Below are 12,685 nucleotides of genomic sequence, written 5' to 3' on the forward strand. Positions count from 1 at the left end.
ACCGGCGTCGCAGTCGTATACAACGGCCGCTTCCTGGTCTTCGGCGGCACGAGCGTTTCGAGCCCGATCATCGCGTCGGTCTACGCCCTCGGAGCTCACACGCAAGCGCTTCAGTATGCGCGCCACGGCTACATGAACACCGGCGATCTCAACGACGTGACGTCCGGCCAAAACGGTACGTGCTCACCCGCGTATCTTTGCACCGGCGAAGTCGGCTACGACGGACCAACTGGAAACGGCACGCCCAACGGGGTTGGAGCGTTCTAGAACCCGATCCCGAAAATGAACGGGGGCAAGCATCGCTTGCCCCCGTTTTTTGTTAACACGCAACGCTTTGCACACACTTTTCCTATGACGCGGCGCACCCTCGCGGCCGATACCGCCCCTACCAGGACAACCCTGACACAACGATGCCGGCTCTATTGTCATAATAGAGCGCCAAGCCGCGATATGCGGGCTGGGCGCCCACATCAAGCGTGCTTGGAGATTTCACCGTGCTTCGAACGATCAAACCCGCCGCATTGCTGTCGCTGATACTCTTTATCTCAGCTTGCAGTGGACACAATGTCAGCAACGCGCTTCCGCAGTCGGCGATCTTTCTAAGTTCGCAAGGCGACGTCGTCTCGTTCGTTTCGTCGACCTATCAGCAACCCGCAAACGTGCGGGCTGCGTGCGGCGGCCCAGCACCTTCAGGGTTCGCGCGTTGCATCGCGCTTGTTCGAACCGATGCGGCCGGTGCCTCGCTGTCCTCACTCTCCTCATCGTATGGACCAGCCGACCTACAAGCGGCATACGCGTTGCCGTCGAGCAGCGGCGGTCATGGACAGACGGTGGCGATCGTCGACGCGATGCACGATCCGACCGCGCTAGCTGACCTCGCGAAATACCGAAGCACATTTCATTTGCCTGCGTGCACGATCGCCAACCATTGCTTCACCGAGGTCAATCAGCTCGGCAGTCCCAACGGACCTTTTCCGGCGAACGACGCCGGCTGGTCACAGGAAATTTCGCTCGACCTGGACATGGTCTCCGCGATCTGCCCGAATTGCCATATCCTGCTAGTCGAAGCCAAGACCGCGTCGTTCAACGACCTCGCAGCATCGGTGGACACAGCGGCGCGGCTCGGCGCGCAAGCGATCAGCAACAGTTATGGCGGGAGCGAATTCAGCGGCGAAGTGGCTGCGCAATCGCACTACAATCACCCCGGCGTCATGATCACTGCCAGCTCCGGCGACAGCGGCTTTGGGCCCCAATTTCCAGCGGCCTCTCAGTACGTGACGGCAGTCGGCGGAACGAGCCTCGCTCGCGTCGGGTCTACGTTCTCTGAATCGGTATGGAGCGGAGCCGGCAGCGGCTGCAGCGCGTTCGTGCAAAAACCCGTTTGGCAGACGGATACGGGTTGCCTGAAGCGGACGATCGCCGACGTCTCTGCGGTGGCGGATCCGAACACAGGCGTGACCGTCGTGTACAAAGGCGGCTTTTACATCTTCGGCGGCACGAGCGTCTCGAGCCCGATCATCGCGTCGGTCTACGCGCTTGCCGGCAACTCGCGGCTGGCGCTTTACGGTAGATTCCCGTACCGGCATCTCCAGGGTTTGCGCGATGTCAAAACCGGCAGCAACGGTCAATGCTCACCGCTGTATCTCTGTCGCGGCATGAGCGGATACGACGGCCCGAGCGGACTGGGCACACCGGTCGGCGTCAGCGCGTTCTAGGTTAAATCAAATCTGTAGTAGGGTGAGCATCCCGTACTAGGGTGAGCAACGCTCACCCAATTGGGCAAGCGAATGCGACCATAAAAGTCGCCCTCTACAAACTAGAAACTACGCGGGAACGTCTTTGGTCTGCGGACCGGGGATAAGCAGCGGCTCCTGTTGACCGTCGATCACTTCTTTGTTGATGACGCACTTCTTGATGTTCGTGAGCGACGGCAGATCGTACATCACGTCGAGCATGACTTCTTCGAGGATGGACCGCAAGCCGCGCGCGCCGGTCTTGCGCGTTTGAGCGCGCTGCGCGATGGCCGCGAGCGCTTCTTTGGTGAAGCTCAATTCGATGCCGTCCATGGCGAAGATCTTCTGATATTGCCGGACTAACGCATTGCGCGGCTCGGTGAGGATGCGGCGAAGCGCGAGATCGTCGAGAGGGTCCAGCGTGACCATGATGGGCAGGCGGCCGATGAATTCCGGAATGAGGCCGAATTTCAGGAGATCTTCGGGCATCATCTGCTGCAGCAGGCGTCCGGTGCGTTTTTCCGACTTGCTTTCGGGAACGGCGCGGAAGCCAAGGCTTTGATCGGAAACCCGGCCGTCGACGATGCGCTCGAGGCCGTCGAACGCGCCGCCACAGATGAACAAAACGTTCGTCGTGTCGATCTGGATGAATTCTTGATGCGGATGTTTGCGCCCGCCCTGAGGCGGCACGTTAGCGGTGGTGCCTTCGAGTATCTTGAGCAGCGCCTGCTGCACGCCTTCGCCCGACACATCGCGCGTGATTGACGGATTCTCGCTCTTGCGGGCGATCTTATCGATCTCGTCGATATAGACGATGCCTTTTTCGGCGCGCTTGACGTCGTAGTCGGCTGCCTGGATCAGCTTCAGCAGAATGTTTTCGACGTCTTCGCCTACGTAGCCGGCTTCGGTCAGCGAGGTGGCATCGGCCATGGCAAGAGGCACGTCGAGAATCTTGGCGAGCGTTTGCGCCAGATACGTCTTGCCCGAGCCCGTGGGACCGACGAGCAGAATGTTGCTCTTGTGCAGTTCGACATCGTCGGCGCCGTTTTGGGTGGAGTTGACTCGCTTGTAGTGGTTGTACACCGCTACCGCGAGGCTCTTCTTCGCACGGTCCTGACCGATGACGTACTGGTTGAGGATATGGTTGATCTCTTTGGGCTTCGGAATATTGCGAAGCCGGAGATTCTCGTCGACGTTCTTGTAGAGCTCTTCCTCGATGATCTCATTGCAGAGCTCTATGCACTCGTCGCAGATATAGACGCCGGGGCCCGCGATGAGTTTACGCACCTGCTCCTGCGACTTGCCGCAGAAGCTGCACTTCAACTGACCCTTCTCGTCCCCGAATCTGAACACGCTACCTCGCCTATTGGGTACCGGTGGGTTTCGGCATCATGGCCTCCCGTGACTGCTTACTGATGACCATATCCACGAGGCCATATTCGACCGCTTCTTCTGCCGTCAGGTGGTAGTCCCGTTCCATATCGCGCTCGATCCGCTCCATCGATTGCTTCGTGGTGGCGACATAGATCTCCGCGAGCCGGCGCCGGGTGGCGGTGAGGTCCCGGGCATAGATCTCGATATCGGTTGCTTGCCCGCCGATTTGCGAGATCCAGGGCTGGTGAATGAGGATCTTGGAGTTGGGAAGGGAGTACCTTTTCCCTTTAGCGCCGCCGGTGAGGAGGATCGATGCCGCACTGGCTGCCATGCCGGCTACCAACGTGGCCACGTCCGGCTTGATAAGCTGCATGGCGTCGTAGATAGCAAGACCGGCGGTCACGCTGCCGCCGGGACTATTGATGTACATCTCTATATCTTTATCGGCATCTTCTTTTTCGAGGAATAGAAGTTGGGCGATGACGAGGTTTGCGAGATTGTCGTCTATGCCGGCACCGACGAAGATGATCCGCTCCTTCAGCAGTCGCGAATAGATGTCAAAAGCCCGTTCGCCTCGCGCGGTTTGTTCGACCACCATTGGCACCAAGTGTCCCATTATATACCTTTCTTATTGTCCCGCCAGCGGCGCCGAGACTTCAGTGATGGTCGCATGTTCGACCAAGAAATCGATCGCTTTCTGCTTGCGGACCGAATCGATCAGTGGACCGAACCCGGTGTTCTTTCGGATCATCTCGACCATGGAATCACGAGACAGACCATATGACCGCGCGATCTGCGCGAGTTCGCGTTCGAGATCGCCGGTCGTCACTTCAATCGATTCGACTTTTGCGATCTCCTCGAGCAAGAGCGATGTCCGCACGCGGCGTTCCGCCTCGATGCGATACTCGGCGCGCAGACCTGCCTCGTCTACGTTCTTCGCGCTGAGATATTCTTCCCACGGCCGTCCGATGCGCTGCATATATGATTTCGCATCTCCGAGCAGACTCTCGATCTCATTTTGGACGAGGATGTCCGGCAATGGGAAATCATGCGCGCCCGCGAGTTGCTCCAGCAGCTTCTTCTGCATGGCTTCGCGCGCTTGCGCGGCGCCCACCGCTTCGAGACGCTTGCGGATGTCGGCGCGCAACGCGTCGAGATTTGCGGCCTCTGAGACTTGCGCGACAAATGCATCATCGAGCGCCGGCAGCATCGGCACTTTGATTTCGTGGATCGCCACGTCGAACTTCGCCGCTTTGTCGCGCAGCTGCTCGACATGATAGGTCGCCGGAAAGGTCACGTTGATCGTCCGCTTCTCGCCCGCTTCGGCTCCTATTAGTTGTTCGGCAAATCCGGGCACGAACTTATCCGGCGAGACTTCCGTGGTGTGATCGCTCGCGGTCCCGCCCTCGAACGGCTCGCCGTCGATCGTGCCGACGTAATCCATGGTGACCAAGTCGCCGATCTGGACGCCTCGACCCTCGACAGGTTCGAGCGTGGCGGCGCGCTTTCTCAGCGCCTGCAGGCTGCGCTCGACTTCGTCGTCGGTCACGCTGACCGCGGAACGGTCGACTGCAAGCTGGCGGTGATTGGCCAACACGATTTCCGGACGAACCGCGACGACGGCCTTGATGCGAAGGCTCTTGCCTTCATCGACCTTCTCGAGGTCGATGTGCGGGCGTTCCACCGGTTCGAGATTGTGTTCTTTGAGTGCCTTGGAGTAGGCGTCGGGAACGACGTCTTCAACCGCTTGATGCTCGATGGCTTCGACGCCGACTTGGCGCTCGAATATCCGGCGGGGAACGCGGCCTGGACGAAATCCTGGGAGACGATATTGCTTGACGAGCTTTTGAAACGCTCGTTCGCGGGCGGCTTCGAGATCCGCGGCAGAGACGTCGATGTCGAGCTCAACGATCGTGGGCTCGAGATGGCGAAAGGTTGCGGTCACAGAATCGTACGAGCCAGCCTCCATCGACGCGGGCAAAGCGCTTTCGCGCGGTTCTCCGGGCTATCCTGGCATATGAAAGGCTGGAGCGGAAGACGAGATTCGAACTCGCGACCCTCGCCTTGGCAAGGCGATGCTCTACCACTGAGCTACTTCCGCGGACCACGCGGAAACGTCGGCAAAAGCCGACGTCATCGTCCTCGTTCTGTTAGGCGCGCGTCCTCGATTTCCTTGCGGGGAAACACGGCGTGAGCGCGAATCCGCGATGCATGACCGATACGACGCTCGTCGGATACGTACTCGTCGCGGGCGGCATTATTTTCTTGTCCACGTTCATGTGGATCACCGTCAGCCGCGTGCGCGAACTCGGTCCGTCCACCCGTCCACCGGAACACCACTAGCAGTTATTCGGATTTGCGTGGGCACGAAAGGACTCGAACCTTCACGGGTCGCCCCACGGGAACCTAAATCCCGCGCGTCTGCCAGTTTCGCCACGTGCCCAGCGCAATTGCTGATTCACGCGACGCTCTGTTTATTCCGCCCGCCATATGGCGAGCCGGTAGTATCTATTCGCTCTGCGCTTTGTGCCTGACCTGAAGCAGGTTTCGAACGGTGCCGTCCGGCGAGATATGACGAGCAAGCTGATCTGCGCTGCGCCATTCCTCATCGTCTTCGACGAGTCCATGAAGCAGCAACGTCGCACCGTGCGCGTCGACCCAGATTGTGCGGCGGCTCAACTCCGAATGGGCCGCGAATGCTGACTCTAGCCTTGCGGTGGGATTGACGGTGCGAAACCGCTCGGTGATCGCGGCCGCGGCAAGTGTAAAACCACGCTCGACCGCATCCACGATATCCGGAAGCGCATCGATCGCGACCGCCGACTGCTCGTAGGCGTACGACGCGATGCGGTCCGACTCGCGGCGCACTCGCGCGGCAAAGACCCATCTGCCGGAGCGCGGCGCGACGATGACTCCGGCGGCGGCGCCGAGCACGACTGCTCCGACCAGACCTATACCGAGACGATCCATGTCATTCACGCGACATCAAGCGGCGAGGCTTGAGTCCTTCCCAATTCTTGGTGCGTCGTGAGGGAATCGAACCCCCAACCAACAGATTAAGAGTCTGCTGCTCTACCAATTGAGCTAACGACGCGAGGTGCGTGCGCTGGGGCTCCTATTCGATTGTGGATTGCCGCTTCGCCTTCTGCTCAGCTTCAACGGCTGCTACCCTCTTCGGCCGATGGGCGACGACGTATGACGCGTGCCCTATTTGTCGTCAACTTCTTCAAACTTGACGTATCGAATGTCTATCAACAAACGCTCGCCTATAGACAGTCCGCTATCAAAATCCTTGTAGTCCCAGGTGTTCGACCAATCAAAGAATTGAACAAATGCCAGTTCGGTTGAGGAATCTTTGAGCGTCCAAAGCGACCACTTATTCATGTTCTCGTGTTTGCCTGAAAGGCGATCTATGTCCAGTCCATTTTCAGGAACGTCGTACCGAACACGGATAAACTCCGCATGCTCGCGGTTTACGTCTAAGAAATCATGGCTCCCGTCGCCCCAGTCCTTAAAGTATTTATTGTAGATCGATCTGGCGCATTCGCGGTATTGCATTAGGTTCTCAGTTATATCCGTCATTGGGTTATCCTCATCACACAGACCCAGTTTAAGCTAGACGGAGCGAAGAAACGCCGCGCTTTGCGATGCAGCGCGGCGATACTCATTATTTCTTTTGGCCGCCGGAAAAAGCAATTGCCCCGCCCGAGACTCGAACTCGGAACCACCCGGTTAAAAGCCGGATGCTCTACCGTTGAGCTAACGGGGCGCGAACTAAAATCCACGGCGTCAGTGGTGATGCTGGGGTGAGTGAGGGGAATTGAACCCCCTACCTCCGGTGCCACAGACCGGCGCTCTAACCAAGTGAGCTACACTCACCGCGTGAGCGCGCAAGCTTCGTCGCCCGCGCACTTGCGCCCTACACCCCGGCGGGATGCCAGACGGTCTTGATCTCCAAAAAATCCATGATGCGATGAGGGCTCGGAGCTTGCGCCGTGGCGTCGGCGCCGAAGATGCGAACGCGCTTCACGTTTTCGACTGCGGCCGTCTGCAGACGTTTAGCAACCGTTGCATCGCAGTCCCAGATGCTCAACGCATTGACGTCCATGTGCGAGGCGAGATGCTGCGCGACCGCTTCGCGTTTGCCGGTGAGAATGTTGAGCACACCCGCCGGAATATCGCACGTCGCCACGGATTCGGCGAGCGCGACTGCGCTCATCGGATCGAGCTCCGAGGCGAGTGCGACGATCGTGTTGGCACCGCACAGCGCCGGCATCGCCGCGGCCGCTAGGCCCAGCAGACCTGGAGCGCGCGGCGCGATCACGCCGACCACGCCCGTTGGTTCCGGCGAGCTGACGTTGAAGTGTGGTCCGTTGACCGGATTCTTCGTCGAAAATTGTTGCTCGATCTTGTCGCTCCAACCTGCATACCACACGACAAGGTCCACGGTTTTGTCGAACTCTCGCTCGGCGGCAGTTCGCGTCTTGCCGGCGAGCGCGAGACAATCTGTGAATTGCGATCGCCGTGATTCCATGATCTCGGCGAGCCGGTACAGTATCTGGCCGCGGTTGTACGCCGACCTCGCGGCCCACCCCGGCCATGCACCGCGCGCAGCCGAGACGGCATCGCGGACGTCTTTGCGACTTGCAAGTGAAACGTTGACGTGGTTGCCGCGCGATTCCAACGGATACGTTCGGCCTGATTCCGAGCGCGCGAATGCTCCGTTGATGAACAGCTTCAGCGTCTTTGCGACCGGCACACGCGTCTTCATTGCTCGACCTCCAGGTAGGGTAGGAGACCGTGCACGCCACCCTCGCGGCCGAATCCGCTTTCCTTGTAGCCGCCGAACGGCGACGACGGATCGAACTTGTTGAAGGTGTTCCCCCACACCACGCCGGCGCGGAGCTGCGATGCGATCTTGAAATTCTTGCTTCCTTTGTCGGTCCATATCCCCGCAGAAAGGCCGTACGGCGTGTTGTTGGCTTTTTCCACCGCTTCGTCCGGCGTGCGGAACGTGAGAATGGAAAGCACCGGGCCGAATATCTCTTCTTGCGCAATGCGGTGCGACATCGAAACGCCGGTGAAAAACGTGGGGCGGTACCAGTAGCCGCGCTCGGGCAGCGCGCACTCGGTTTGGAATCGTACGCAACCGTCGTCGTCGCCACTGCGGGCGAGAGCCGTGATCCTTGCGAGCTGTTCCTTGGAGTTGATCGCGCCGACGTCGGTGTTCTTGTCGAGCGGGTCGCCCACGCGCAGCGTCTGCATGCGCCGGTGCAGCTTCTCAACGACGAGATCGTGCACCGATTCCTGCACGAGCAGACGCGAGCCCGCGCAGCAGACATGGCCTTGATTGAAGAAAATGCCGTTGACGATGCCTTCGACCGCTTGATCGAGCGGGGCGTCGTCGAACACGATATTCGCGGCCTTGCCGCCGAGCTCAAGCGTGAGTCGTTTGCCGGAGCCGGCACAGGCACGTGCGATTTCTTTGCCCACGGCTGTCGACCCGGTGAACGCGATCTTGTCCACATCCGGATGTCGAACCAGAGCCGCGCCGGTTGCACCGCCGCCCGTGACGATATTCACCACTCCCGGCGGCAGGTCGGCTTGCTGGATGATCTCTGCCAAACGCAGCGCCGTGAGCGGCGTGGTCTCCGCCGGCTTGAGCACGACCGTGTTGCCGCAAGCAAGAGCCGGAGCGATCTTCCACGCTGCCATGAGAAGCGGGAAATTCCACGGGATGATCTGTCCGGCGACGCCGACGGAGCGTGGCGTTGCGTTTGGGAAACCCCACTCCAGCTTGTCTGCCCAGCCGGCGTAATAGAAGAAATGCTGCGCCGCAAGGGGCACGTCGATGTCGCGAGATTCTTTGATCGGCTTGCCGCCGTCGACCGACTCCAACACCGCAAGTTCGCGGCTTCGTTCGGTGATCGCGCGCGCGATCCGATAGAGGTACTTGGCGCGCGAGGCCGGCGGACAGCGGCGCCAATATTTGTCGTAGGCTTTGCGCGCGCTCTTAACGGCGCGATCGATGTCGGCTGGGGACGCATCGGCGACTTCGGCGAGCGTTTCTTCCGTCGCCGGATTGATGGAGGCGAACCGCTTGCCGCTCTTCGGCCGCGACCATTCTCCGCCGATGAACAGATCGTAACGCGGAGCGATCGCGAGATAGTCGCTGGCTTCGGGTGCAGGCGCGTAGTCCCACGCCCCAGGCTTGGTCAACGGCGAACTCGTCGCGAGCGCGATGCGGCCGTTGTCATCGCCGGATTTTTTCGTCATACGCTGCGCCACGCGCAAATCCCCTTCTAGTCCTTGGTGAAGTAGTCGTCGGATTGATACGCGCCGGTGCGCTCTTTCCAAAGCTGCCGCAGCACGTCGTTCAACAGCGTGCTGGCGCCGATGCGAAACGTCTGCGCTGTGAGGTAGTCGTCGCCGCGGGTCTCCTTGACCAGCACCAGATACTGCAGCGCCTGCTTCGCGGTGCGGATTCCGCCGGCAACCTTCACGCCCACGCGTCGGCCGGTGCGGTCTTCGTAGTCGCGGGTGGCTTCTAGCATCGCGAGGGCGACCGGCAGCGTGGCCGCAGGCGCAACCTTGCCCGTCGACGTCTTGATGAAATCTGCGCCGGCATCCATCGCCAACATCGAGGCACGCCGGACGTTGTCGTAGGTGCCGAGTTCGCCGGTTTCAAGAATGACCTTCAGTTGAGCGTGTCGGCACGCGTCTTTCACGTCCGCGATCTCTCGGGCTACCTCTGCATACCGGCCGGAGAGAAATGCGCCGCGGTCGATAACCATGTCGATCTCGTCCGCGCCTGCGGAGACGGCTTCGCGTGTTTCGGCGACCTTGACGGCTACGCTCGTTTGGCCCGAGGGGAAACCTGTGGCAACCGACGCGACCTTTACCGAGCTGCCTTTGAGCGCCAGGCTGGCAGTTTCGACGAGCGACGGATACACGCACACCGCCGCGACCGAGGGCAGCGAAGCGTCGCGCGAGTCTGGAGCGATGGCTTTGCGGCAAAGCTGCGCGACGCGCGCGGGCGTATCTTTGCCTTCCAAGGTGGTGAGGTCGATGCAGCCGATCACGATCTTGAGCCCCGTGATCTTCGCCTGCTTTTTAATGCTGCGCTTTGCAAGATCGGCTGCTCGTTCTTCAAGGCCGACCGCGTCGATGGTCATCATGATGCGATGAGCTCGTGTACGGCAGATGTGAAGACGGCGGTGTGTGCGTCGACATCTTGTTCCGTGGTGGCCGGCGACATCAAGGCCATCATGTGAAACGGCGAGAGGAGGATGCCGCGATTGAGGGCGTAGAGGTGCATGAAGCGGTCAAGTTCGGGATCGGCGGCTTCTATTGCTTCGCTGCCGTTGCGCGGCGGTGTTGGTCGGAAAAGATATTCGGCGCGGCATCCTAGGCGCGCGACGTGCCACGGAAGGCCGGCGTGTGCGATCGCGGTCTCAACCCCAGCTTCGAACCGCTCGCCGAGCGCGATCATGTGCTCGAACGCGTCGTCGGTTAAGACGTGTTCGAACGTGGCGCGCATCGCGGCCAGCGAAAGCGCATTGCCTGCGAGCGTTCCGCCGATGCCGCCGGTATCGCTGGCGTCGCGTTCGATCATGCTCTCGACGCGCGTGCCGACCTCCGCTGTGAAGCCGTAGGTCGCCGCGGGCACGCCGCCTGCAATCGGTTTGCCGACCACAAACATGTCCGGCTGCAATCCGTGCAGACGAGTGTATCCTCTGGGGCCCGCGCAGATGGTGTGCGTCTCGTCGATGATCAGCAGAGTGCCAGTGCGGCGCGTGATCTCCCGCAGCGCTGTATGGTAGCCGGCGTCCGGATGGACGATGCCCACGTTCGTCATCACCGGTTCCGCCAACACACATGCCACGTCACCCGGCGCGAGTGCGGCCTCGAGCGCGGTAAGATCGTTGAACTCGACGACCTTCGTGGTTTCCATCGGCGGTACAGGCGCTCCGATGTTGCCATGCCGGCTCACGGCCGATCCATTCTCCAATGCGATGAACGTCTCGTCCACCGTGCCGTGGTAGCAGCCATTGAACACGAGCACGTACTTGCGGTTCGTGACCGCGCGCGCTAAGCGGATCGAGAACCGATTCGCGTCGGTGGCGGTGAGACAGAACTGCCAGAACGGTAGACCGAACCGGCGTGTGAGCTCCTCTGAGACCCACAGCGCGTCTTCAGTCGGCAACATCGACGTGATGCCGCGCCGTGCTCGTTGATTGATGGCATTTACAACGGCCGGCGGCGCGTGCCCGGTCATCGCGCCGGTATCTCCCAAACAGAGATCGATGTATTCGTGGCCGTCGACGTCCGTGAAGTGTGCACCCGACGCCTCGGCGACGAAGACTGGGAATCCGCCCGCCCAACGCGCCATCCAATGCATCGGCACACCGCTCAGCATGGAAGTCTGTGCGCGCTCGAAAAACGTTTTTGACTTTGGGCGTTCGCCGACGAACCGCGCCTCTTCACGACGCATCAACTCTGCGAGACGACCGCGATCGATCACGGTGCTCCCGGAGTCCGCACGTCTCTTCGTTGTGGCCGGCATGTTCGAAAGTGGCACCGGTGCTCCCGTCGTTTGACGTGCACGAAACTCTTGCGCCCACCGTGACTCGAACACGGGACAACCCGCTTAGAAGGCGGGTGCTCTATCCAACTGAGCTATGGGCGCGCGCATCGGACCCGCGCGGAAAGTTTAGGTAAGCGGCGCGAAATCGCCTGGCATGGTTCCCGTGCGCATCCGCATCATCACGGCGAGGCTTTCGTGATGTGCACCCAACCCGACGCGATCGCGACGATGAGAAAAATGGCGATGACGACGAAGAGCGTGATGAAAATGCCTCGACATCCCACCGCTCCGCCGGGACCGGGTCTCGGAAACCATCCACCATAGGGGTCATCGCGGGCGGCCCGATTCACGGCTGATTCACGTGTCCTTTAGTTGCGCGCTACGACGATTTCTTATTTGGCGCAAGAATATCGACCGCGGTGATATCCGCGGTCGATATCGGAATTGGTCGGGCGGACAGGTCTCGAACCTGCGACCTGTGCCTCCCAAAGGCACCGCTCTACCAACTGAGCTACCGCCCGTGTACGACTGATTCCGTACGGCGCCGCTGCGCCACCTTCCATCCGAGTTGGATGGCCGTCTTTTTGCGATGACAGTTTGCACATCGCACCTCGCATTTCGTCAGTTCCCGCTCGAGCCACTCTCGGCTCGCATTGCTTCCAACGAGAACGCTGATCTCGCGATCCTTCGTGCCGGTCACGTGGTCGAACTCCAGAACCACAATGTCGCGTTCGCCGCAATCAACACACGGGTGCGCCTCAAGATACCACCAGATGTACTCGCGCTTCCCCTTCCGCTCTCCTTTCGCCCGATTATACCGACCCTTGTTATGTTGATCGCGGTTGCGCCGATAGTGCGCCTTGCAATATGCCCGCTGGCATTTTCGACAATAAGAACTCGGGCGGAATTCTTCGATGTTTTGCGACGAAACGCTGACCACGGTTTCGTGATGCCGCAGTTCGGGCAGCGCTTCGTCTGAATGTCCAGAGCC

Annotated in this window: 14 protein-coding genes and 7 tRNA genes; 4 read left to right on the forward strand and 17 right to left on the reverse strand. The window is 60.4% G+C overall.

Annotated features, from left to right (window positions below):
* Together VII69_05350 and VII69_05355 are read left to right on the forward strand one after the other, a co-directional pair.
* Positions 1-267: hypothetical protein (locus tag VII69_05350; GenBank protein ID HEY5094530.1), on the forward strand; the 267-nt coding region annotated here is incomplete at its 5' end.
* A gap of 227 nt (positions 268-494) precedes the next feature.
* Positions 495-1,715: a S53 family peptidase gene (locus tag VII69_05355; GenBank protein ID HEY5094531.1), complete on the forward strand. Its 1,221-nt coding sequence runs from the start codon at positions 495-497 to the stop codon at positions 1,713-1,715.
* 108 nt (positions 1,716-1,823) lie between these two features.
* On the opposite strand, the gene clpX is transcribed toward VII69_05355, so the two are convergent.
* From clpX to VII69_05375, 4 genes are all read right to left on the reverse strand, one after another.
* Positions 1,824-3,086 (reverse strand): ATP-dependent Clp protease ATP-binding subunit ClpX, encoded by a 1,263-nt coding sequence (gene clpX, locus VII69_05360; protein ID HEY5094532.1) that lies wholly within the window; start codon positions 3,084-3,086, stop codon positions 1,824-1,826.
* A 10-nt stretch (positions 3,087-3,096) separates the two neighbouring features.
* Positions 3,097-3,723, reverse strand: a complete 627-nt coding sequence (locus tag VII69_05365) for an ATP-dependent Clp protease proteolytic subunit (protein ID HEY5094533.1) — start codon at positions 3,721-3,723, stop codon at positions 3,097-3,099.
* 12 nt (positions 3,724-3,735) lie between these two features.
* On the reverse strand, positions 3,736-5,052 hold the full coding sequence (tig, locus tag VII69_05370) for a trigger factor (protein HEY5094534.1): 1,317 nt from the start codon (positions 5,050-5,052) through the stop codon (positions 3,736-3,738).
* Positions 5,053-5,133: 81 nt separating this feature from the next.
* Positions 5,134-5,208, reverse strand: a tRNA-Gly gene (locus tag VII69_05375).
* Positions 5,209-5,297: 89 nt separating this feature from the next.
* Between VII69_05375 and VII69_05380 the strand changes: the two genes are divergently transcribed.
* A complete protein-coding gene (locus VII69_05380; GenBank protein ID HEY5094535.1) occupies positions 5,298-5,450 on the forward strand; it encodes a hypothetical protein in 153 nt (50 codons plus the stop codon).
* Positions 5,451-5,468: 18 nt separating this feature from the next.
* On the opposite strand, the gene VII69_05385 is transcribed toward VII69_05380, so the two are convergent.
* From VII69_05385 to VII69_05445, 13 genes are all read right to left on the reverse strand, one after another.
* A tRNA-Leu gene (locus VII69_05385) sits at positions 5,469-5,550 on the reverse strand.
* Between the two features lie 65 nt (positions 5,551-5,615).
* Positions 5,616-6,077 carry a BON domain-containing protein gene (locus tag VII69_05390; GenBank protein HEY5094536.1) on the reverse strand — a complete coding sequence of 154 codons (462 nt, stop codon included), beginning with the start codon at positions 6,075-6,077 and terminating at the stop codon, positions 5,616-5,618.
* Positions 6,078-6,125: 48 nt separating this feature from the next.
* A tRNA-Lys gene (locus VII69_05395) sits at positions 6,126-6,201 on the reverse strand.
* Between the two features lie 113 nt (positions 6,202-6,314).
* Positions 6,315-6,665 carry a hypothetical protein gene (locus tag VII69_05400; protein HEY5094537.1) on the reverse strand — a complete coding sequence of 117 codons (351 nt, stop codon included), beginning with the start codon at positions 6,663-6,665 and terminating at the stop codon, positions 6,315-6,317.
* Between the two features lie 139 nt (positions 6,666-6,804).
* Positions 6,805-6,876, reverse strand: a tRNA-Lys gene (locus tag VII69_05405).
* Between the two features lie 33 nt (positions 6,877-6,909).
* A tRNA-His gene (locus VII69_05410) sits at positions 6,910-6,986 on the reverse strand.
* A 40-nt stretch (positions 6,987-7,026) separates the two neighbouring features.
* Positions 7,027-7,878 (reverse strand): aldehyde dehydrogenase family protein, encoded by an 852-nt coding sequence (locus tag VII69_05415; protein HEY5094538.1) that lies wholly within the window; start codon positions 7,876-7,878, stop codon positions 7,027-7,029.
* The gene (locus VII69_05420; GenBank protein ID HEY5094539.1) at positions 7,875-9,395 is read right to left on the reverse strand and encodes an aldehyde dehydrogenase family protein; all 1,521 of its coding nucleotides are present in this window, start codon (positions 9,393-9,395) and stop codon (positions 7,875-7,877) included. The genes VII69_05415 and VII69_05420 overlap by 4 nt, the downstream gene beginning before the upstream one ends.
* A gap of 14 nt (positions 9,396-9,409) precedes the next feature.
* Complete coding sequence (gene deoC / locus VII69_05425) at positions 9,410-10,285, reverse strand: deoxyribose-phosphate aldolase (GenBank protein ID HEY5094540.1); 876 nt, start codon at positions 10,283-10,285, stop codon at positions 9,410-9,412.
* Positions 10,282-11,631 carry an aspartate aminotransferase family protein gene (locus VII69_05430; protein HEY5094541.1) on the reverse strand — a complete coding sequence of 450 codons (1,350 nt, stop codon included), beginning with the start codon at positions 11,629-11,631 and terminating at the stop codon, positions 10,282-10,284. The genes deoC and VII69_05430 overlap by 4 nt, the downstream gene beginning before the upstream one ends.
* 91 nt (positions 11,632-11,722) lie before the next feature.
* Positions 11,723-11,796, reverse strand: a tRNA-Arg gene (locus VII69_05435).
* Between the two features lie 77 nt (positions 11,797-11,873).
* Positions 11,874-12,044 carry a hypothetical protein gene (locus VII69_05440; protein HEY5094542.1) on the reverse strand — a complete coding sequence of 57 codons (171 nt, stop codon included), beginning with the start codon at positions 12,042-12,044 and terminating at the stop codon, positions 11,874-11,876.
* A gap of 95 nt (positions 12,045-12,139) precedes the next feature.
* Positions 12,140-12,215 (reverse strand) — tRNA-Pro (locus VII69_05445).
* Between the two features lie 47 nt (positions 12,216-12,262).
* On the opposite strand from VII69_05445, the gene VII69_05450 reads away from it, so the two are divergent.
* Complete coding sequence (locus VII69_05450) at positions 12,263-12,673, forward strand: hypothetical protein (GenBank protein HEY5094543.1); 411 nt, start codon at positions 12,263-12,265, stop codon at positions 12,671-12,673.
* The last annotated feature ends 12 nt before the right edge of the window (positions 12,674-12,685 follow it).

Source organism: Candidatus Eremiobacteraceae bacterium (assembly GCA_036511855.1).
Taxonomy (GTDB): Bacteria; Vulcanimicrobiota; Vulcanimicrobiia; order Eremiobacterales; family Eremiobacteraceae; genus JABCYQ01.

Excerpts from the sequence above, each read along its gene's own strand:
- VII69_05365 (HEY5094533.1), bottom strand. The coding sequence starts at position 3,723 with ATGGGACACTTGGTGCCAATGGTGGTCGAACAAACCGCGCGAGGCGAA.
- VII69_05390 (HEY5094536.1), bottom strand. The coding sequence starts at position 6,077 with ATGGATCGTCTCGGTATAGGTCTGGTCGGAGCAGTCGTGCTCGGCGCC.
- VII69_05400 (HEY5094537.1), bottom strand. The coding sequence starts at position 6,665 with ATGCAATACCGCGAATGCGCCAGATCGATCTACAATAAATACTTTAAG.
- VII69_05415 (HEY5094538.1), bottom strand. The coding sequence starts at position 7,878 with ATGAAGACGCGTGTGCCGGTCGCAAAGACGCTGAAGCTGTTCATCAAC.
- deoC (HEY5094540.1), bottom strand. The coding sequence starts at position 10,285 with ATGATGACCATCGACGCGGTCGGCCTTGAAGAACGAGCAGCCGATCTT.